The sequence below is a fragment of the Demequina aestuarii genome, assembly GCF_000975095.1.
Classification (GTDB): domain Bacteria; phylum Actinomycetota; class Actinomycetes; order Actinomycetales; family Demequinaceae; genus Demequina; species Demequina aestuarii.
In genome coordinates this window covers 1069581-1090821 of record NZ_BBRD01000001.1, presented here as the reverse complement: position 1 = coordinate 1090821, position 21241 = coordinate 1069581, and the positions used below count along the sequence as shown (strand labels likewise).

Here is a 21241-nt window from a genome sequence, read left to right as displayed (position 1 = left end):
TCATGAGGGTCGTCATTGCGGGGTCATCGGGCCTGATCGGGACGGCGCTCAAGGATTCTCTGCGTCGTGACGACCACGATGTGGTCTCGCTGGTGCGCCGTGAGGCGCGCGATCCGGACGAGTCGTCGTGGGAGCCCGCTTCCGGCGACGTCGATCGTGAGGTGCTCGCGTCTGCGGACGTGGTCGTGAACCTCGCGGGGGCGTCGATCGGCGCGAAGCGCCTCACCGACTCCCACGCCAATCTCGTCCTGCAGTCTCGGCTCGACTCCACCGGAACGATCGTGCGTGCGCTCGTCGACTCCGGGTTCACCGGGTTGCTGCTGCAAGGCTCTGCAATGGGGTACTACGGGGATCGTGGAGAGGACCACCTCACGGAGCGTTCCGGACCGGGAGACACACTGCTGGCGTCCATCGTGCGCCAGTGGGAGGCCGCCGCACAGCCGGCGGTGGACGCCGGGATCCGCACCGTGTTCGCGCGCACCGGACTCGTGCTCGCTCCGCACGGAGGGTTCGCGGAACGGTTGATGCCGCTCGTCACCCGCGGATTGCTGCGCTCGCTCGGCAAGGGCACCGCGTGGCACTCGTGGATCTCCCTCGATGACCACATCAGAGCCCTGCGGTTCCTCATCGATTCCGATCACCATGGCCCCGCCAACGTGATCGCACCGATCGCGGTGCGCGACCGTGAACTCATCCGCGCGATGTCGGAGGCGGCGGGGCGTACTCCTGGGCTGCCCGTCCCGGGCTGGGCGCTGAAGATTGCCATCGGCCGTGCGATCGAGGACCTGCTGTCGAGCCAGCTCGCCTCCCCCGGGGTGCTCAAGAGACTCGACTTCTCGTGGCGTCACCCGGAGATCACGGGCGCGGCGCAGTGGGTCATGGCTGAGGCCGGGCACGCACCACCGACCAGCGCCCGTCCCACCTGAGTTCCAATTCCACGCTCTGCACGTACGCCGCCGCCTCGGCAGCGCCATCCGGCGTCACGATCCGGTGTGCAGCGACCTCATAACTGACCGTGACCGTCGCGCCGTCTCCCGACTGCGACGCGACCTCCACCTCGCCGAGGTCGTATTCCAGCCCGTCGTAGCGAGTGTCTCCAGAGTCGAGCGCACGCGCCAACGCCCGCGTCTGCGCAGTCAGCGGCCCGTCGGCGATGGTGGCGAGCAGCGCCGCCCCGTCACCCGCCGCCAGGGCGTCCATGCGCTGGGCGGTCAGGGCGAGTGCGGCCTCACCAGGAGAATCGCGCGGCACGCGACCGGCGGAGCTTGAGGGCGCTGTCGCAGGCGCCGCCGAGTCTCCGGCGTCGGGTGTGTGCGAGTGGGCCAACTGCGGCGTCCCGGTGCGCTCGACTCCGGGCGGCTTGGGGATCGACGGCATCGCGGCGTCCACCACGCGGGGCACGGCGACGACCCCGGCCACGGCTGCTGCTGAGACCGCCATCCCCACAGCGATCCGGCTGGCCACGCGGCGCATGCGCCACGCGCGTCCCGCGGCGATCCGCTCGGTGCTCGCGCTCGCCCTCGCCCGGACCGCGCCCACCACCTCCGTCCGGGACGGCACGGCCACTGGCCGCTGCGGGGCGCACGAGGCAAGGGCCTGTGCCGCCACCGCCACCGGAGGTCGAGAGTCGGGGTCGTGCGCGAGGAGGGGTGCCGTCCAGGCCTCCACTGCCACACTGTCGTGCGCTGCCACGCACCACCGCAGGAGAGCCCCAAGCGAGTACGCATCGGCCGTGAGCGACGGTCCCGAGCGGCGCTCCGGCGCGCGGAACCCCACGGTGCCCCGCTCATCGTCGAGACACCCGCCGACGGTGTCGACGATGATGACCTCGCCGTCGGCGATCACGATGTTGGCGGGTGCGACGTCACCGTGGGCGATCCCGCGCGCGTGGAGCGCGTCGAGCGCCGCCGCGACCCGGACTCCCAGCCACACGCACTCCCCCGCGGCCAGGGGGCCGCGCCTGGTCTCGAGCTCGGCGAGGTCGACGCCGTCGATCCACGGCAGCGTCACGACCACCTGGTCGCCTTCCGCAACGCCCACCCCGAGCGGGACCAGCACCCCGGGATGCTCCACCTCTCTGAGCGCTCGGACGCGCTCGGAGACACTCGCCAGCACCTCTGGCCCCATGCCGACGGAACGCGTCAGTACTCGTGCATCGGCTCCTCGATCACTGGACATGCCTCCACTGTGACGTCCCGGCCACGGGCACGGGGGTTATCCACAGCGTCGGTGCGGGACTCGCCGTGAGCCCGGCGACCGCCATCAGCTCAGGGAGTCGTCACTCGGAATGCGACGCGCCCACGGCCACCACACCGGCCGCCCGATGTCGGAGACCAGACCAGGGACCAGCAGGGAGCGCACGACGAACGTGTCGATCAGCACGCCGAGGCCGACGATCACGGCGATCTGCGCGAGGAAGATCAGCGGGATCACGCCGAGCGCAGCGAACGTCGCCGCCAGCACGATGCCTGCAGACGTGATGACGCCGCCCGTCACCGCGAGGGCTCTCCTGACTCCGTCGCGGGTGCCGTGCGCCAGCGACTCCTCGCGCGCTCTCGACATCAGGAAGATCGAGTAGTCGACGCCGAGCGCCACGAGGAACACGAACCCCAGGAGCGGGACGGCGGGGTCCGAGCCGGCAAAGCCGAACACGTGGTTGAACAGGATCGCCGAGAGCCCGAGCGTCGCGCCGTAGGACAGGACGTTGGCGAGCACGATGAGCAGCGGCGCCAGCACGGAGCGGAGCAGCATCACCAGCACGACGAAGATGACCGCAAGGATGGTGGGGATGATGATCAGCGTGTCGCGCTGCGTGGTCACGCGCGTGTCGAGCTGCTCAGCCGCCTGACCGCCCACGAGGACATCGTCGGCCAAGGGATGAACGGCGTCGCGCACGCCCTCAACGATGTCGGCCGCCTCTGAAGAACTCGACGACACCTGCGTGATCGCGACCACCGAGACGCGACCGTCGATCTCGATCGGAGCCTCGCCGGGCACGGCACCGGGAGGCGCTCCCTCTGCGACGGAGGGGGTGAGCACGTATGCGCTCTCCACGCCCTCGACGTCAGTGGCGGCCTCAACCGCGTCATCGGCCTGATCCACGGGCACGAAGATACGGATGGGCGATGACGCACCGGCGTCGAAGTGATCCTCGAGCACTTCGGTTCCCTGAACCGAGTCGGTGCGGGTGGTGAACACATCCTGCGCGCCGAGTCCCTGCGCCTTGAAGGTGGGCAAGAAGGCGGCGAAGATCAGCAGCCCGCCCGCGGCAAGAATCCACGTGCGGCGTGGGCGCGAGTCGACGGCACGCGCCACCCGCGGCCAGAAGCCGGAGCCCATCGACGGGTCGGAGCCGTGCCCTTGTTCGCTCGCCTGATAGCGCGGCAGAGCCGGCCAGAACACGCCGCGTGCGCGACGGCCGCCGATGAGCAGGAGCGCGGGAAGCAGCGTCAGGGCCGCGAGCAGCGCCGCGGCGATGCCGATGGCGCCTGCCGGACCGAGCGCGGCGTTGGACTTGAGGTCACTCAGCAGCAGCACCAGCAGTCCGAGGATGACGGTGCCGGCGGACGCGGCGATGGGCTCGAGAGACCGTCGCCACGCCTTCCACAGCGCCGTGTAGGTGGACTCGTTGCGGACCAGCTCCTCGCGGTAGCGGGCAACCAGCAACAGCGCGTAGTCGGTGGTCGCGCCGACGACGAGGATGAACATGATTCCTTGCGCCTGACCGTTGAGGGTGATGACCCCCGAGTCCGCCAGCGCGTAGACGCCCAGGATCGCGCCGGTGAGCGCGATCATGGCCGTCGACAGCACCAGCAGGGGCAGCACGGGGCTGCGGTAGACGACCAGCAAGATGACGAGCACCACGACGAGCGCGACCACGAGCAAGATCCCGTCGATGCCCGCAAAGGCCTCGAGCAGGTCCGCGAGGATCCCGAGCCCGCCGGTCAAGTGACCGTTCAGGTCGCTTCCACTCTCGCTCCCCTCCCACGTCATCCGAATGGTCTCGGCGACAAGCTCGCCGACCGTTCCTTCGCCTGCGCTCTCCTCTGCGACGTCGCCCGAGACTGAGAACGACACGAGCACCGCTTCACCGTCCTCTGACGGCACCACCTGCGGCATCTGTTCGCTTGCCGGTGGCGAAAGCACCTCGCCGACGGTGCGGCCCGCCTCGCCTCCCTCGATGGGGTTGTCGACGACGGTGGCGACGAACTGCTCGACGAAAGCGATGTCCTCCGGGCCCGTGATCCCGTCGACGACGAAGATCCCGGGAACCGCATCGGCCGGTGAGAATTCTGCCTGCAGCTCTGCGGCTCGCGTCGACTCGGCCGACGAAGGCAGGAATGCCGCTGAGTCGTTCTCCTGTACCTCCGACAGCTTGCCGAAGGTCTGGCCCCCGACGCCGCCGACGGCGAGCCACCCTGCAATGACGAGGACGATGACGAGGGGCCGAATCCAGGCGCGTGAAGACATGTTCATATCGTGCCTCAACGCTGCGGCGATCACTGCATTCCCGGGGGTTTAGCCTGGACTCTATGGAGACGCTCACCCTCGATGTCGGCGCGCGGCTCGTGCCGTACCAGGAGGCATGGGACCTGCAGCGCCGCCTCCACGCGGAGCGGGTCGCCGGCGACCGTGAGGACACGGTCGTCCTGGTCGAGCACGAGAGCGTGTACACCGCGGGAAAGCGCACCGCCCGGTGGGACCGGCCCGTCGATGGCACCCCCGTCGTGGACGTCGACCGTGGTGGCAGGATCACGTGGCACGGTCCCGGCCAGCTGGTCGGCTACCCGATCATCCGTCTGCGCGAGCCCGTCGATGTCGTGAAGTACGTCCGGGCGCTCGAACAGGCCTTCATCGACCTCAGCGCGTCGTATGGCCTCGACGCCACACGGGTGGACGACCGTTCCGGAGTGTGGCTGCCGGCGACGGACACCCGGCGCGAGCGGAAGATCTGTGCGATCGGCGTGCGCGTCGCCAAGGGAGTCACCATGCACGGCTTCGCATTCAACTGCGACCCGGCGCTCGGCGAGTTCGACCGCATCGTCCCGTGCGGCATCGATGACGCCGACGTCACCTCGCTGTCCCAGGAACTCGGGCGCGACGTGGGCATCGGCGACGTCCTGCCCGCCGCGCTTGGATTCCTAGAAACCGCACTGACAGACGTACGCTGGGAGACGGCGACGCCTACAGGCGCCGCCGCTGCCGTCGCCGAGCACCCCAAGGAGACCGTGTGACCATCGCACCAGAGGGCCGCCGCATGCTGCGCGTCGAGGCCCGCAACGCCGAGACCCCGATCGAGCGCAAGCCTGAGTGGATCCGCACCAAGGCCACGATGGGCCCCGAGTATTCGGAGCTCAAGACCCTGGTCCGATCGGGTGGGCTGCACACGGTGTGCGAGGAGGCCGGCTGCCCCAACATCTTCGAATGCTGGGAGGACCGCGAGGCGACGTTCCTCATCGGCGGCGCTCAGTGCACGCGGCGATGCGACTTCTGCCAGATCGACACCGGCAAGCCCTCTCCCCTGGACCGTATGGAGCCCACCAAGGTTGCGAACTCCGTGAAGGAGATGGGGCTCAAGTACTCGACCATCACCGGTGTCGCCCGCGATGACCTCGCCGACGGCGGCGCATGGCTCTACGCGGAGACGGTCCGCAAGATCCACGAGCTGGGGCTCGGCACCGGCGTGGAGCTGCTGATTCCCGACTTCAACGCGGTGCCCGACCAGTTGGCCGAGGTGTTCTCCTCACGCCCAGAGGTGCTCGCGCACAACGTCGAGACCGTCCCGCGCATCTTCAAGCGGATCCGGCCCGCGTTCACGTACGAGCGTTCGCTGCACGTGATCTCGGAGGCCCAGCGCGATGGGCTCGTGACCAAGTCCAACATCATCCTCGGCATGGGAGAGACGTTCGACGAGGCGGTGCAGGCCCTCCAGGACCTGCACGACGCGGGCTGCGACCTCATCACGATCACCCAGTACCTGCGCCCGAGCCCGCGCCACCACCCGGTGGAGCGGTGGGTCAAGCCCGAGGAGTTCGTCGAGCTCTCTGATGCTGCGGAGGAGATGGGATTCCTCGGTGTCATGTCAGGGCCGCTCGTGCGTTCCTCCTACCGTGCCGGACGCCTGTGGGGCCAGGCCATGAAGAGCAAGGGCCGTCCGATTCCGGAGGAGCTGGCGCACCTCGGTGAGCCCATGGAGGCCCGCCAGGAGGCATCGTTCCTCCTGAACCGCTCCGCCGCACCAGCCTGCTGACCCGCCATCCCGTGAGCGCATCGGCCGCACGCCGCTGAGCGACTAGACTGTGCCGCATCATGGCTAAGGAACCGCAGAAGAAGCCCCGCTGGTACAAGCTCGTCGCGCAGGCGTATAAGGCGACAGCGCCCGACGACAAGTGGCTGCTGCCGCTGATGATCCTCATCCCGGTGGCGGTGATCGGCCTGTCGGTGCTCGTGGCGCTGCTCGTCTCCGACTCGACCATCGTGCTGGTGTACTCGGTCCTCTTCGGCGTCCTCGCGGCCGCGCTCGCCGCCATGTACACGCTGACCCGCCGTTTCGAGAAGAATGCCTTCCAGCGCATGGAGGGCCAGATGGGCGCGTCGATCTCGATCGCGCAGTCCATTCGCCGGGGGTGGAAGTTCGAAGACGACCCGGTGTCGATCGACCCGCGCGGCAAGTCCCTCGTGTTCCAGGGCATCGGCAAGGGCGGCGTGGTGCTGCTCGCCGAGGGAGGCAATGCCGCCAACAAGCAGGTGACAGCAGTCAAGCGGCGCATCAACAAGCTGGTGCCCGGCGTGCCTGTCCATGTGATCTCCATCGGCGCTGGCGAGGGCCAGGTCTCGCTCAAGAACCTCACCAAGGCGATCCGCAAGCACAAGAAGGCGCTCACCAAGGACCAGCGCGAGCAGGTCAGTGCGCGACTGCGCGCCATCGGTGGTCAGAAGCTGCCCGTGCCGAAGGGCGTCGACCCCATGCGTGCCCGCCCCGACCGCAAGGCGATGCGCGGGCGCTGAGCCACACGAGCATCGGCCGGGCGCAGATCAGTCAGGCTCGGGCAGCGTCAGGACGATGCGGTCGCCGTCGATTCGCACACCCACCTGGGTCATGTCGTCGGCCCGCAGCAGGCCCTCGGTGACGGAGGAGCGGTTGTCCCCCACCACGACGACCGCGCATCCGGCCGCCTGGCCCGCCCGAATCCCCGCATCGGTGTCCTCGAACACCACGCACTCGCCCGGCTCCACGCCGAGCAGGTCTGCGGCTCGCGCGAATCCCTCGGGGTCCGGCTTGCCGTGCTCGACGTCATCAGCACCGATGAGAATCTCCGGCAGATCGATGCCGACGGCCGAGAGTCTGCCCCTGGCGGGCCCGGCGAGCGCAGAGGTCACGAGCGCCCAGCGTCCGTCAGGGAGCGCCTCGACGAACGCCGCTGCGCCGGGAATCTCCACCACCCCGTCGAACCTGCTCGTCTCCATCGTGTGGATGCGATCCAGCCACTCGCGGATCTCCGCGTCGTCGGTGAGATAGCGCGCCACGGTCGCGCGGCTCGGGCGTCCGTGGGCGAAGGCCCGCACCTCGACGCCGTCCAAGCCGTGGGCGCCGGCGAACTCGTTCCACATCACGTCGACCAGCGCGTTGGAGTCGACGAGGGTGCCATCCATGTCGCACAGCACGGCGGACACGGTCAGCTCAGGCATTGACGGCTCCTCTGGTGCGCACGATCAGGGTGCCTGCGGCGCGGTCGTGCAGTCCGCGGCCGTCCGGACCCCACACCACGGCGGGGATCACCAGGGCCAGCAGCACCGTCCTGGCCAACGCGCGGAGGACGCCGACGAACGGCGCGCCGTCCTCCCTCGTCACCCGCAGCCCCACGAGGCGGTGCCCCACGGTGGTGCCAAGCGTGGCGACGAGCACGAGGTGCTGCACCATCCAGATCACCAGCGTCGCCATGGGATCGCCCGCCAGCAGGACGCGTTCGACGGCGGTCAGGGCCGACGTGTCTCCGGCCGGAAAGAAGGCGGAGGAGATCAGCAGGCACAGCACCCAGTCGACGGCGACTCCCACGAGCCGCAGGCCCGGGTACGCGCGTGAAGTCTCGGGCATCGGGTGGGTCACCGTTCCATCGTATCGGCGCGTGGACTAGGGTCGATGACGTCGCCGTCCCAGCGCTGCCGCTGAGACGCGCTCTCCCAGAGATCGCGTAACACTCTCGTAACATCACACGAATCTGGGGGAAACGGCCTGCCCCTAGGGTGGGCTTGCTAGCCCGAGCACACCTGACATTGCAAGGAGCAAACGGATGTTCAAGACTGCCGAAGAGGCGATCGCGTATGTGAAGGATGAGGCCGTCGAGTACATCGACATTCGCTTCTGCGACCTTCCTGGCGCGATGCAGCACGTCAATGTTCCCGCGTCCCAGTTCGAGACGGTGCTGGAGGACGGTGCCGCCTTCGATGGCTCGTCGATCCGCGGTTTCCAGGCCATCAACGAGTCCGACATGAAGCTGATCGCTGACCTCCAGACCGCCTATGTGGATCCCTTCCGCAAGGCCAAGACCCTGGTCATCAACTTCTCGGTCGTCGACCCGTTCACGGACGAGCCCTACTCCCGCGACCCGCGCAACGTCGCGATGAAGGCGCAGGAGTACCTGAAGTCCACCGGCATCGGCGACACGGCGTTCTTCGCCCCCGAGGCCGAGTTCTTCATCTTCGACTCCGTGCGCTTCGACACCAACCAGCACGAGGGTTACTACCACATCGAGTCCTCCGAGGGCTGGTGGAACACCGGCAAGGAGACCGAGCTCGACGGCTCGCCCAACCTCGGCTACAAGACGCGCTTCAAGGGCGGCTACTTCCCCGTGTCGCCCGGCGACCAGATGGGCGACCTTCGCGACGAGATGTGCACCGTGCTCGGCGAAGTGGGCCTCGAGCTCGAGCGCGCGCACCACGAGGTGGGCACCGCCGGTCAGCAGGAGGTCAACTACCGCTTCAACACGCTGCTGCACGCCGCCGACGACCTGATGAAGTTCAAGTACGTCGTCAAGAACGTCGCATGGCGCAACGGCAAGACCGCCACGTTCATGCCGAAGCCCCTGTTCGGCGACAACGGCTCCGGCATGCACGTGCACCAGTCCGTGTGGAAGGACGGCGAGCCGCTGTTCTACGACGAGGCAGGCTACGGCGGTCTCTCGGACATCGCGCGCTGGTACATCGGCGGCATCCTGAAGCACGCGCCGTCGCTGCTGGCGTTCACCAACCCCACGGTGAACTCCTACCACCGCCTGGTGCCGGGCTACGAGGCGCCGGTCAACCTGGTGTACTCGGCCCGCAACCGCTCGGCCGCAGTGCGCATCCCGATCACCGGAACGAACCCCAAGGCCAAGCGCATCGAGTTCCGCGCCCCTGACTCGTCCGGAAACCCGTACCTCGCCTTCTCCGCGCTGCTCATGGCCGGCCTCGACGGCATCAAGAACAAGATCGAGCCGCCGGCGCCCATCGACAAGGACCTCTACGAGCTCCCGCCCGAGGAGCACGCGCAGATCGCCCAGGTTCCCGACTCGCTTCCCGCGGTGCTCGACACCCTCGAGGCCGACCACGACTACCTGCTCGAGGGCGGCGTGTTCACCGAGGACCTCATCGAGGAGTGGATCGACTTCAAGCGCACCAACGAGATCGACCCGCTGCGCTTCCGTCCCCACCCGCACGAGTTCGAGCTGTACTACGACTGCTAAGCAGTAGTCGCGTCACGCGACGAGCGGGGTCGGCCTTCACGGGCCGGCCCCGCTTTCGCTTTCCCGGGACCTGACTAGGGCCGATGCGGGCTCGGCGGAGCGGGCGCGTCAGCCGCTCCTTCCAGCTCCACCATGCACGCGCCTCCCTCGCGCCCAGTGGCACGGCGGACGGTCACGAGGACGTCCTCCTGCCCCGGCCGGTTCGCGATGCGCTCGATCGCCGCCGCGTGGATCCCGCACACCACATCGGGACGCACCGCCGCCAGGTCCCGGAAGGGACACCGGGCGACATGGACGCAGCCCACGCCTCCCGGGGCACCTGCACTGGCGGACGGCGCAGCGCTGATGGAGAGTTCCGCCCCCACCGCCCCGAGCGCCGTCACGAGCCGGTCGATCGGAGCATCGACGCCTGCCAACGACGCAGCGAGCTCCTCTCCCCACCGGGCACCGGCCGCGAAGGCCGTGGCGCGTGCCTTCGACTCGTCCTGGCCAAACGCCTCGAGAATGATGCCTGCGAGACGCAGCGCGTCGACCCCGGGGTCGTGCGCAAGCAGCCCTGCGGGCGTGACGCGATACAGCGCGCGCGGACGCCCGCGCGCCCCCGTGTGCTCGTGCCACGTGGTCACGCGGCCGTCCTCCACGAGCGCCTCGAGGTGTTCGCGGACGGTGTTGGCGTGCAGTCCGACGGCGGCCGCCACGTCCGCGAGCGGAACCGGTGCGGCCACGCGGCACAGCGCGCGCAGCACTCGCTGGCGCGAGTCCGCGTGCGTCTCTCGATCCGCGGGAGACATCAGCAGCAGGTGAGCCGTGAGATCGACACGCGCCACACCTCGGGGCCGCGCTGGAGGTACTCGAAGGAGAAGTCTCCGGGGACCTCTGCATCGATCTCCGCCAGCAGCCGCTCGGGAGCGTGGGGCGCCGCGATCACCATGGCCTCGCCCGGCACGAGCGACGTCACCTGGCCGATGACTCGCGCGTGACGGTGCTCGCGAGGGATGGCTCGCACATCGATGTCCCCCGGCTCGGCGGCCGATGCGCGGACCGGGCTTGCGGCGGCTGTCGACAGCTCGGTGCGTTCGCCGCGGTCGACGGCGGGTGCCGCCTGCGCGGCACCGCAGCCGCCGCCTCCGCACGCGCAGCGGTCAGCGGGCTCAGTGGACTCCGTGGTCGGGGCCGTGTCCTGGTTCATGTGGTGTCTCCTGTTCATGGGTGGTCGTCGTGGACGTCGAACACACCGGCCGCGCCGCGTTCGGCGTCGACCATGATGTGAGAGACGAACGGGTAGTGGCCGGGCTCCGGGAACGTCAGCTCGACGAACCCGCCCTGCCCTGGCTGCAGCGCGAGCGACTGAGCGCCGCCGACCCCGTCGGAATCGCCAGGTCCGCCCAAGGCGTAGGCGCCCTCGCTGAAGACGGTGTCGAACTGCGTGCCCACCACGTGGAAGGAGCTTGCGCGCGAGGGGCCCGCGTCGACCACCCACACGCGCACGCGTTCGCCGGGGGCGGCGGTCAGCGGCTGATCGCGATACTGCGTAGCGTGGCCGTTGAACACCACCAGGTCCGGGTCTTCGTCCGCGATCTTCGCCGCATCGGCGATGCCACCCTGCTCCCCGAGGTAGAGCTCGGACTGCACCACCACGTACTCACGATCCACGGGCGCCAGCCCGGGCGGATCGATGATGACGGCCCCTGCCATGCCATTGGCGATGTGCAGCGACATCGGGGCGGTCGAGCAGTGATACATCCATGCCCCGGCGCGCTCCGCCACGAACGTGTAGGTGAGAGATTCACCCGGCTCGATGGTTCGCATCACCGCGTCGGGGGCGATCGCGCTCGCGTGGAAGTCGATCGAGTGGCCCATGTCTCCGTTGTTCACGAGCGTGATCTCGAAGGTGTCGCCCACGCTTCCTCGGAGCGTCGGCGCCGGCGCGGACCCTCCGAAGGTCCACAGCCGCTGCGTGACCCCGGGTGCGACCTCGGTCACCGCGTCCTCGACCTCCAGGGTGACGCGGTGGACGGTGCCCTCCGGAGCGGGTTCGAGCGTGGCCGGGTGCGGCGCGACCGTCGACGTCGCCTGCAAGTCGATCCGCGCCGCTGCGCCTGCCGCGTCGTCGGCGGCACGGTCCTCAGCGGCGGCGGACTCGTGTGCTGGTGGTGCACCCTCGACGTCGATCTCCAGCACCATCCCCATCTGCCGGTGGCCCGCGAGAGAGCACCATCCGGAGATGTCGCGGCCCACGATCCCTACGTCCAGGAGCGCGCGCTCCCCCGGTGGAATCGTCTCCGTGCGGTCACCGCTGTCGAGCACCAGATCGTGCGCGGTCTCATCCGTGTTGGTGACGTGGATCACCAGCCGGTCCCCGGCATCGACCACGACGTCGCCGGGCGTGAACCGCATCTGGGACGCTTCCACCTCGACCTCGACGGTGCGCCCGGTCGGATCGACGTCCGCGCTCGCGGCCGCACCGATGCCCGCTGCGCCGGGGTCGGCAGCGACTCCGGCTGCCGTCGTCAGGACCAGGGCGACCGCGGCCGCCACGGCCGATGACTTGCCAGGCAGGCGGGGGCGTTCGGACAGCGCTGAGGCGGAGACCACCACCGCGTGCTGGGCCTCAGGCTCATGCCGCGCAACATAGGACGTCCTGACCGCGGCGATGATCGCCGCCAGCGTCCACACCGCCGACGCCAGGGCCAGCACGGAGCCGCCGACGCGCACGAGGCTGGGAGTGGGCAGCACCCACAGGGCGACGCCTCCGTTGATGAGGACCAGGCGCGCGACAGCGTGCCGCTCCACTGCGGCCCGCGACCGACGCACGGCATGCGGCCCTCCCCCGATCACCATCGGGATGAGGTGCGAGAGCGCGCCGAGCAGCACCTGCGCCGCGCCACCGACCACGAATGCCGCCAGCACCCCGCCCAGGCGTGCGCGCGCATCGTCCCAGCTGGAGGCGAGCGCGATCGCTGCGGCCCAGGTCACGGTCGCGCCGACCATCCAGAGCACCGCACATGCCAGGTGCCATGCCGCCACGGTGACGGGGACTCGCGCACGTCCTGCGGCGACCATCGCACGCGCCGCGATGAGCATGCCGACGGCGACGACCGCCACGGCCATGGAGGTGGCCGCCCGCGACCCCACGGCCACCATGGCGACGGTCGTCGCCAGACCCGCGCTCATCACGCTCAAGCCGACTCGGCCGTCGCGCACCCCGGTCTCCGGCATGCGCACCGCGAGGACCGTCGGCCACAGCGTGATGAGCGTGGCCACGACCGTGAGCGCGACCCACCCGAGGATCATGAGCGACACATGAGACACGTACAAGCGCGCGGCCCCGTCGATCGACGCGCCGCCGCGGGACAGCAGCACGCCGTAGACGACGCCGATGGCGAGGGCGGCGGCGGCTCCGACGTAGGCCCAGGTGCTCCATCCCAAGCGGTTGGACAGCGCACCACGGGCGGTCATCGCGATCTCGACGCCGTGCCACACCACGACGGCACCGAGCACGGCGGCGCCGGCGATCACCAGCGACGGCACGGGCCGCGCGATGCCCACGATCACCGCCACCGCCGCACCCGTGTGCGCGGCAAGCCGGGCGGCTTCACCCCGGCGTCCTGTCGGCAACGGCCTGCGGCGCAGTGCCTGCGTGAAGTGCGCGCTCCAGATCAGCATCGCCGCCGTGACGCCGCCCAGCATGAGCAGGTGCACCATGAGCCACTCGCTCGCTGGCGTGACCCGGTGAGCGCCGGCAGCGATCGCTGCGGCGACGAGCCAGGCAAGCACCAACACGTGGACGCGCAGGTGCCAGCGGGCCCTCATGACGACGCTCGTGCCGGAGTCTTTTCCACGAAACCAGCGTAGAAATTCAGAGTCGTGCTGGACCAGGACGTACGTCCTCAGGAGCGCGCGGACCGGAAACGCTTGCAGTCGCCGTATCGTGGGAGCAAGCACCCGTACGCGCCTCGAGGAGAGCCCCATGAGCAACGTTGCCAGCGCCCATCAGCAGACCGCCGCCGAGTGGTGGCGCACGGCTGTGATCTACCAGATCTACCCGCGATCCTTCGCCGACGCATCCGGCGACGGCATCGGCGATCTGGCCGGCATCACGTCACGGCTCGACTCGCTGGCGGCGCTCGGTGTGGACGCGATCTGGCTCTCGCCGTTCTATGTCTCCCCGCAGCACGACGCTGGCTATGACGTCGCAGACTTCACCGACGTGGACCCCGTCTTCGGCACCCTCGAGGACTTCGACACGATGCGCGAGCGGGCCCACGACCTCGGACTGCGGGTGATCGTCGACATCGTTCCCAACCACACGTCGAGCGAGCACGTATGGTTCCAGCACGCGGTCGCATCAGCCCCGGGGAGCCCGGAGCGCGCGCGCTACATCTTCCGCGACGGCTCCGGAGAGGGCGGGGAGCAGCCGCCGAACAACTGGGAGTCGATGTTCGGCGGGCCCGCGTGGACTCGGGTGCACCGTGAGGACGGCGAGCCCGACCAGTGGTATCTCCACCTGTTCGACTCGTCCCAGCCCGACCTCGACTGGACGAACGAGGAGGTGCGCGTCGAGTTCGATCGCATCCTGAGGTTCTGGCTCGACCGCGGCGCGGATGGATTCCGCGTGGACGTCGCACACGGGCTGGCGAAGGTCCCCGGTCTCCCCGACTACCTTCCGGAGGGGGAGGTCGACGCGTCCATGGGTGGAGCCGCGATGGACCACCCCGCCTGGGCGCAGACCGGCGTCCATGAGATCTGGCGGCGCTGGCGCGCAGTCGTCGACGAGTACCCGGGCGATCGCATCCTCACGGCCGAGGCGTGGGTCAAGCCTCTGACCAGGATGGCGGACTGGGTGCGCCCCGACGAGATGCATCAGGCATTCAACTTCCCGTACCTCATCACAGGATGGGACGCCGCAGCGCTGCGCGATGTCATCGACGAGTCGCTGACGGCGTTCCATGGCGTCGAGGCCCCCGCGACCTGGGTGCTGTCGAACCACGATGTGATTCGCCACAGCTCGAGGCTGTCTCTCACGGTGCCGCATCCGCAGGGCCAGGGAATCGGCCCCGACTCCCCCGGCCTCCCCGACGCGGACACCGCCGTGAGGAGAGGACGAGCGGCCACCCAGCTGATGCTGGCGCTCCCGGGCTCTGCCTATCTCTACCAAGGCGAGGAGCTGGGGCTGCCGGAGGTCACCGACATTCCGGGGGAGGCCAGGCAGGACCCCACATGGCACCGCACGGAGGGCGAACGCTACGGACGCGACGGGTGCCGCGTGCCCATTCCGTGGACGGCTGATGCGCCGGCCTACGGGTTCTCGCCGTCCGGCCAGTCGTGGCTCCCGCAGCCGGCCGAGTGGGCGCACCTGGCCCGTGACGTCCAGGAGGGCGTCCCCGAATCGACGCTCACGTTCTATCAAGACGCCCTGCGCCTGCGCCGCGAGCACCGCCTCGCCGAGGGCGACCTGGTCTGGATCGAGGAACTCCCTGACGGCGTGCTGGGCTTCAGGGTGGGTGGCGTCACGGTGTACGCGAACATCGCGGGCGAGCCTTTCGACCTGCCGGACGGCGAGCAGATTCTTGCCTCGAGCCCGACGACCGGTACCCTTCCAGCGGACACCACGGTGTGGATGCTGCGCTGAGGCGGCATCGCAGGGCCAAGGAGGGCCAGTGACGAAGATCCAGAAGGTCGCGGACCTCGCGGGCGTGTCGACCGCGACCGTGTCGCGTGCGCTCGCCGGGAAGTCGTCGGTCTCGCCTGCCACCCGTTCGCGGGTGGAGGACGCCGCCCGCGAACTCGGGTACGTCGTGTCGGCCAACGCCTCGAGCCTCGCATCGGGCAGGACCCGCAACGTCGGCGTGGTCGTGCCGTTCATCGACAGCTGGTTCTTCATCGCGGTGCTCAAGGGCATTCAGCGGTCGCTCGCGGACGCCGGTTACGACCTCACGCTGTACCACCTCGATCCGAACGTGGGACAGGATCGTCCCGTCGAGGAGAACCCACGGCGCCGCCGGCTCTTCGACGAGTTCCTGCGCCGCGGCCGGGTGGACGCGCTGATCGCGGTGAGTCTCGAGCTCACCCGGGCCGAGCTGGACAGCCTGACCGCCATCAAGAAGCCCGTGGTGGGAATCGGTGGCCCGCTGCCAGGCATCCAGACGCTCAGCCTCGACGACCACGAGGTCGCCCGGCTCGCGGTCGACCACCTCCTCGCGCTCGGACACCGCGAGATCGCCCACCTCGCGGGCGATCAGGACTTCGAGATCGACTTCCACCTGCCCGCGCATCGGCGCGCGGGGTGGGAGGAGGCGCTTGCCCACTCAGGCATCACCTCGGATCCGCTGATGCTGCGCACGGCGGACTTCACGATCGCCGGAGGCTACGACGCGACTCTCCAGCTGCTCGGTGACCCACGAGTCCACCCCACCGCGATCTTCGCGGCCTCCGATGAGATGGCGATCGGCGCGATGCTCGCGGCCAGGGACCTGGGGCGCTCGGTGCCGGAGGACCTGTCGATCATCGGCATCGACGGCCACGACCTCTCAGAGTTCTTCGGCCTCACGACCGTGGATCAGTTCCCGGAGGTGCAGGGACGGCACGCGGTCGAGATCCTGCTTCACCAGCTCGACGGCGACAGACCGGAGCCAGGCAACGAGGCGCTCCCCTATGAACTCGTGGTGCGCAAGTCGACGGGACCGGCGCCGGGTTCGTCCCGAGGCTGACCCGCCGACGGCGAGCCATCGCCGCCGCCGTCGTCTCGTCCCACCCGGAAACCTCGCACCGCGCCCCACCAGATCACGGCGCCCGCGGCGGCGATTATCCCCAGCACCATCAGCGTGTGCGTGAGGGGGCCCAGAGCCACGCCGGCGAGAAGGTCCTCGACGAGCACTCCAGCTCCCCCGTCACGACCACCGGGCATCAGTCCTGCGAGGGCACTCGGTCCCATGGCCCCCAGCAGCAGCGACAGTGCGATGGCGAAGGCCCCGACGCTCGCCAGCGCCCTCGCTCCGAAGACGAGCCATCGACGGGAGACGGCGATCCCTGCGGCCAGGCTCACGACAGCGCACCACAGCCCCCACGTCGAGAGCGCCTTCATGACCGCGAACAGGCCCCGCAGGTCCTCGAAGGCCTCGGCGGAGATCACCTCGACGGAGAGAGCCGGAAGCTGAATCTCCGGCAGGAGCGCACCGATCACGGGGACCTCTGCGAGCATGGCGTTGATGCGCTCGGAGAGATTGACGCGGAGCACGAACGCCCCCGGCTCCCGGTCGGGGTCGGTCAGGTCACGGAGCAGTCGGTCTTTGGCTCTCGATCCACGCTCACGGATGATCTCCGACACCGCATCGGACGCCACCACGGTCGTCACGGCGTCCCTCACCTGCTGCTCGCCCCACGCGAGTGCGGTGCGGCCCACAGGAGTGTCGAGGGCGTCTTCGAGGGCGTCGATGACCTGGTCCGCGACCACGTCTGCGGACTGCGGCGAGTCGAGCACGCTCGCGACGAGGGCATCCCCCGCTGTCCCGTCCTCGATGCTGCGCACTGCGGTCGCGCTGATGGCCCACACGGCACTGAGCAGCGCGCCGACCACCACCAGGAGCACCGCGACGATCGACCTTCCGTATGACATCGCCCCTCCCGTGCGGCCCATGGTCGGGGCTAGCGCCGGCGCCCGCCGAGCGCGGCGCCCAGGAGCGTCGCGACGAGCGCGGCCACCAGGGCGATTCCGCCGATCCACAGTGACCGCTCGACCACGATCGGCGTCGCCTCGTCAGTGAGGACCTCTCGCCACATCGTCGACAGTGAGCCGTCCACGCCTCCGGGCATGAATGTCGTGATGGTGTCGGGACCCAGCAGTGCGACCACGCCGCCGAAGGCCACGCACAGCAGGCCCAGCACCGTCAGCACCTTGGCGAGGAACCACTGGCGACGGTGCGACATCAGCAGCCCGAACACCAGCAGCGCAAGCCCCGACCACAACCCCCACTGCTGCGCCCAGGAGGTCCGCTCGTAGGCGGTGCGCGCCTGCTCGAACTGCGCCGTGTCGAGCGCCTCGATCGTGACGGGCGGCACGGTCACGTCTGCCACGCCGGCCGCCGCTCCTCCGAGTTCGTCGACTCTGGCGTTCACCGCGTCGGAGAGGTCTACCGAGACGGTCAGCGGGGCGGGCGTCCGCAGCGAGTCCGTGAGCTGATCGGTGACCTGGCCGTGCGCCTCCTCGACCTGATCCAGCACCGTGGCGCGGAATGCCTCGGTGCCGACGGCCCTGGCGATCGCCGCATCGAGCTCGTGATCGAGACCGATCCCACCGACGTCGACCCCCTGCGCCGCCAGCGCCTCCTGAGTACGCGCGGACAGCTCCGCCGACAGGGCCGCCGTCACGGCGGGCGACTCGAGCGCCCGCTCGGTGATGCCGCGCACCGCCTCGCCGTCCTCGATCTGGTCGATGATCACGGAGGCGATGGCCCACCACGCGATCAGGAGTGCACCGGCGACGATGCAGATCGCGGAGATCAGCGTGCGGAGAGCGCTCATGCCCCACTGTCCCATCCGAAGAACACTCGTTCGGTGACGGCGCGCGCGTGCCGAGTCGCGCGCCCGTACCGATCCTGAAGCTCCGCCCCGGTGTCGTCCACGTTCATGATCTCCGCGAGAACCTTGAGGTCACGCGCGTCGCCAGGCAGCACATCGGCGCTGCGGTCCCGTCCGCGCAGCGCAAGGGCTCCCCGCAGCGATGTCGCAAGCACCCAGGCCTCCTCGAGAGTGGCGGCATCGTCGATCGCGATCAGGCCGGCCTCCGAGGCGGCGTGCAGCGCATCGATCGTCATCGTGGTGCGCAGCTCGGGATGCGCGTGTGCGTGCTGAAGCTGGAGCAGCTGCACGGTCCATTCGACATCCGCGAGGCCACCGGGCCCAAGCTTGAGATGGCGCCTCGGGTCCACGCCCCGCGGGAGCCGCTCCGCCTCCATACGCGCCTTGAGCGTGCGCATCTGCTTGAGCGCCGATGCGGGGAGCTCGGTGGGATAGCGCACCTTGTCGATCACTGCCGTGAACGCGTCGATCAGCTCGATGTCGCCAGCGCAGGGTCGCGCGCGCAGCAGCGCCTGCGCTTCCCACGGGTCGGACCAGCGGCCGTAGTACTCGGCGGTCGAGGTCAGCGACCGTGCGAGCGGTCCGTTGCGCCCTTCCGGGCGCAACGCGGCATCGATCTCCAGCGGCGGCTGCGACCCCACCTGCGTCAGGATCCGCTGGATCGTACGTGCGATCTTCACCGCGAGCTCCTGCGCACCCGGCTCAGTTGAATCGAACACGAACTGCACATCCGCGTCCGACTTGTACCCCATCTCGTTGCCGCCGTAGCGTCCCATCGCCACGACCATCATGGGCAGGCGGAGCGCCCCGTCGCCCTCCTCCTTGGCCACCACACTGCGTGCGATCCGCAGCGCGCCGCTGATCAGCACGTCGGCGGCAGCGGTGACGGAGCGTGCCGCCTCGACGGAGTCGACGAGGCCGAGCACGTCGGCTGCAGCCGTGCGCGCCAGCTCCCGGCGTCGCAGACCCCGCATCGCCGTCACCGATTGTTCGGGGTCGTCGGAGCGCTTCAGGATCGCGTCGGCCTCGCGCCACATCCGGTCGCGGTCGCGCGGCTTCAGTTCGGCATCGTCACCCAACCAGGTGACGGACTCCGCGGACAGCAGCAGCGCGGCCGTCACGTAGCGTGATGTCGACAGGAGCCGTGCCAGTCGCTCTGCAGCGGTGCCGGAGTCTCGCAACAGCTTCAGGTACCACTGCGCGTCCGTCAGTTGTTCGGACAGCTTGCGGAAGGCCAGCAGTCCGGCGTCGGGATCCGCGCCTTGAGCGAACCAACCGATCATCGCGGGCATGAGCTGACGCTGGATCGCGGCGCGGCGTGACACGCCGTCGGTGAGCGCGGTGATGTGACGGAGCGCCGCCTGAGGATCGTCGAACCCGACCGCAGCAAGGCGGTCGCGCGCGGCACCTTCGTCGAGCCGCGCCTCGTCGGCGGACATGCTGGCGACCAGCGGCAGAATGGGGCGGTAGAACATCTCGAGGTGCATCGCTCGCACGTCACGCCGGATGTCGTGCCACACCTCCTCCATGTACTCGACCGTGGCGTAGCCGGACGCCCGCGCAAGGATGCGCAGAGAGTCCTCGTCGGCTGGCATGAGGTGCGTACGCTGCATGCGTCTCAGCTGAATGCGGTGCTCCCACACGCGCAACTGCCGGTAGGAGCGCTCCATCTTGGCCGCATCGGGTCTGCCGACGTAGCCGCCCTTGCGCAGCGCCTCCAGCGCTGTGAGCGTGGTGCGGGACCGCAGGGTCGTGTCATGGCGGCCGTGCACCAACTGCAGCAGTTGAATCGTGAACTCGACGTCGCGCAGCCCGCCGGGGCCGAGCTTGAGCTGACGGTCGGCCTCCTGGGCCGGCACGTGGTCCTCGACCCGACGGCGCATCGCCTGGGCGCTCTGGACGAATCCCTCACGCTCGACGGCCTTCCACACCATGGGAGTCACCGCGTCCAGGTACAACTGGCCCACCTCGGCGTCGCCGGCGATGGGCCGCGCCTTCAGCAGCGCCTGGAACTCCCACGTGCTCGCCCAGCGCTCGTAGTAGGCCCGGTGCCCGGCCACCCCCCGCACCAGCGCACCGTCCTTGCCCTCGGGCCGCAGGTTCGCGTCGACCTCCCACAGCGCTGGCTCGGCGCCAGCCCTGTCGCAGGCTCGGGATGCCACCGTCGCCAGCTTGGTGGCGACCTTCAACGATCGCTGCTCGTCGATGCCCTCGGCCGGCTCCGCCACGTAGATGACGTCGACGTCCGAGATGTAGTTGAGTTCGCGGCCGCCGCACTTGCCCATGCCGATGATCGTCAGTCGCGTGGCTGCATGATCGGGCTCGCCTGCGCGAGCGATCGCCAGTCCGGCCTCCAGAGCGGCGCCCGCGAGGTCCGCGAGAGCCGCGCCCACCTCGGGGAAGAGGGACGGCGGGGACTTGGCGTACAGGTCCTCGGCCGCGATGCGCAGCAGCAGCCGGCGATACGCGACTCGCATCGCCGCCACGCCATCGCCACCCCCGATGGTCGCGACGGGAACGGCCTCATCAGGGTCGGCGCCGACGGACTCGAGCATCACTCGTCGTGCGTCCACCTCAGCGAACGACTGGTCCTGCGGCCACTGCGAGAAGTCGCGGATGAACTCCGGGTGGCGCACCAGGAAGTCACCCAGGGCGACCGAACCGCCAAGGAGAACCGCGAGGTATCCCCCGGCGCGGCTCTCGGCCAGCGACGCGAGCTCGTCGACGAGGCCCGCGTCCCTGGCCGACTCCGCGAGCCGAAGCAGCTGGAGCAGTCCGGTGTCGGGATCGGCGAGGTACGAGACCGCCAACGCCGGGTCGTCGATGTCGACGCCGGCGATCTCGCGGATCTGGTCGATCATCCGCTCGGCGCGCGTCGCATCGGCGACGCCCGCGCGACGCAGACGCGTGGCGAACGAGATCTCGCGGGTGCTCACGAGAGC

At 69.5% G+C, this 21241-nt stretch carries 17 protein-coding genes; 7 read left to right on the top strand and 10 right to left on the bottom strand.

Features of this window, described 5'->3' with window-relative positions:
- Positions 1–2: 2 nt before the first annotated feature.
- Positions 3–926 (top strand): TIGR01777 family oxidoreductase, encoded by a 924-nt coding sequence (locus tag AOP72_RS05160; protein WP_062133325.1) that lies wholly within the window; start codon positions 3–5, stop codon positions 924–926.
- Here the strand turns inward: AOP72_RS05160 and AOP72_RS05155 are convergent.
- Complete coding sequence (locus AOP72_RS05155; RefSeq protein WP_084631305.1) at positions 877–2178, bottom strand: protein kinase domain-containing protein; 1302 nt, start codon at positions 2176–2178, stop codon at positions 877–879. The genes AOP72_RS05160 and AOP72_RS05155 overlap by 50 nt on opposite strands.
- A gap of 84 nt (positions 2179–2262) precedes the next feature.
- Positions 2263–4470 (bottom strand): MMPL family transporter, encoded by a 2208-nt coding sequence (locus AOP72_RS05150; protein ID WP_062136880.1) that lies wholly within the window; start codon positions 4468–4470, stop codon positions 2263–2265.
- A gap of 62 nt (positions 4471–4532) precedes the next feature.
- Between AOP72_RS05150 and lipB the strand changes: the two genes are divergently transcribed.
- Genes lipB through AOP72_RS05135 form a run of 3 tightly spaced genes read left to right on the top strand, consistent with a single transcriptional unit; the run spans position 4533 to position 7008 of the window.
- Complete coding sequence (gene lipB, locus AOP72_RS05145) at positions 4533–5234, top strand: lipoyl(octanoyl) transferase LipB (protein ID WP_062133318.1); 702 nt, start codon at positions 4533–4535, stop codon at positions 5232–5234.
- On the top strand, positions 5231–6250 hold the full coding sequence (gene lipA, locus AOP72_RS05140; RefSeq protein WP_062133316.1) for a lipoyl synthase: 1020 nt from the start codon (positions 5231–5233) through the stop codon (positions 6248–6250). The genes lipB and lipA overlap by 4 nt, the downstream gene beginning before the upstream one ends.
- 59 nt (positions 6251–6309) lie before the next feature.
- A complete protein-coding gene (locus AOP72_RS05135; RefSeq protein WP_062133313.1) occupies positions 6310–7008 on the top strand; it encodes a DUF4191 domain-containing protein in 699 nt (232 codons plus the stop codon).
- Between the two features lie 27 nt (positions 7009–7035).
- Here AOP72_RS05135 and AOP72_RS05130 read toward each other — a convergent pair whose 3' ends face one another.
- Positions 7036–7689 (bottom strand): HAD-IA family hydrolase, encoded by a 654-nt coding sequence (locus AOP72_RS05130; RefSeq protein WP_084631304.1) that lies wholly within the window; start codon positions 7687–7689, stop codon positions 7036–7038.
- Positions 7682–8107 carry an RDD family protein gene (locus AOP72_RS05125; RefSeq protein ID WP_238581611.1) on the bottom strand — a complete coding sequence of 142 codons (426 nt, stop codon included), beginning with the start codon at positions 8105–8107 and terminating at the stop codon, positions 7682–7684. The genes AOP72_RS05130 and AOP72_RS05125 overlap by 8 nt, the downstream gene beginning before the upstream one ends.
- 184 nt (positions 8108–8291) lie before the next feature.
- On the opposite strand from AOP72_RS05125, the gene glnA reads away from it, so the two are divergent.
- Positions 8292–9722, top strand: a complete 1431-nt coding sequence (gene glnA, locus AOP72_RS05120; protein ID WP_062133308.1) for a type I glutamate--ammonia ligase — start codon at positions 8292–8294, stop codon at positions 9720–9722.
- A 74-nt stretch (positions 9723–9796) separates the two neighbouring features.
- On the opposite strand, the gene AOP72_RS05115 is transcribed toward glnA, so the two are convergent.
- From AOP72_RS05115 to AOP72_RS05105, 3 genes are read right to left on the bottom strand one after another with little or no spacing between them, the layout of a single operon-like run.
- The gene (locus AOP72_RS05115) at positions 9797–10549 is read right to left on the bottom strand and encodes a helix-turn-helix transcriptional regulator (protein ID WP_062133306.1); all 753 of its coding nucleotides are present in this window, start codon (positions 10547–10549) and stop codon (positions 9797–9799) included.
- Positions 10513–10911, bottom strand: a complete 399-nt coding sequence (locus AOP72_RS05110) for a DUF2249 domain-containing protein (protein WP_062133303.1) — start codon at positions 10909–10911, stop codon at positions 10513–10515. The genes AOP72_RS05115 and AOP72_RS05110 overlap by 37 nt, the downstream gene beginning before the upstream one ends.
- Before the next feature lie 14 nt (positions 10912–10925).
- Positions 10926–13535 (bottom strand): multicopper oxidase domain-containing protein, encoded by a 2610-nt coding sequence (locus AOP72_RS05105; protein WP_062133301.1) that lies wholly within the window; start codon positions 13533–13535, stop codon positions 10926–10928.
- 157 nt (positions 13536–13692) lie between these two features.
- On the opposite strand from AOP72_RS05105, the gene AOP72_RS05100 reads away from it, so the two are divergent.
- Together AOP72_RS05100 and AOP72_RS05095 are read left to right on the top strand one after the other, a co-directional pair.
- Positions 13693–15354 (top strand): glycoside hydrolase family 13 protein, encoded by a 1662-nt coding sequence (locus AOP72_RS05100; RefSeq protein ID WP_062133298.1) that lies wholly within the window; start codon positions 13693–13695, stop codon positions 15352–15354.
- Between the two features lie 28 nt (positions 15355–15382).
- Complete coding sequence (locus tag AOP72_RS05095) at positions 15383–16432, top strand: LacI family DNA-binding transcriptional regulator (protein WP_062133294.1); 1050 nt, start codon at positions 15383–15385, stop codon at positions 16430–16432.
- Here the strand turns inward: AOP72_RS05095 and AOP72_RS05090 are convergent.
- From AOP72_RS05090 to AOP72_RS05080, 3 genes are read right to left on the bottom strand one after another with little or no spacing between them, the layout of a single operon-like run.
- A complete protein-coding gene (locus AOP72_RS05090; protein WP_062133291.1) occupies positions 16375–17337 on the bottom strand; it encodes a hypothetical protein in 963 nt (320 codons plus the stop codon). The genes AOP72_RS05095 and AOP72_RS05090 overlap by 58 nt on opposite strands.
- Positions 17338–17366: 29 nt before the next feature.
- Complete coding sequence (locus AOP72_RS05085; protein WP_152650254.1) at positions 17367–18242, bottom strand: hypothetical protein; 876 nt, start codon at positions 18240–18242, stop codon at positions 17367–17369.
- Complete coding sequence (locus AOP72_RS05080; protein WP_062133286.1) at positions 18239–21235, bottom strand: bifunctional [glutamine synthetase] adenylyltransferase/[glutamine synthetase]-adenylyl-L-tyrosine phosphorylase; 2997 nt, start codon at positions 21233–21235, stop codon at positions 18239–18241. The genes AOP72_RS05085 and AOP72_RS05080 overlap by 4 nt, the downstream gene beginning before the upstream one ends.
- Positions 21236–21241 lie beyond the last annotated feature (6 nt).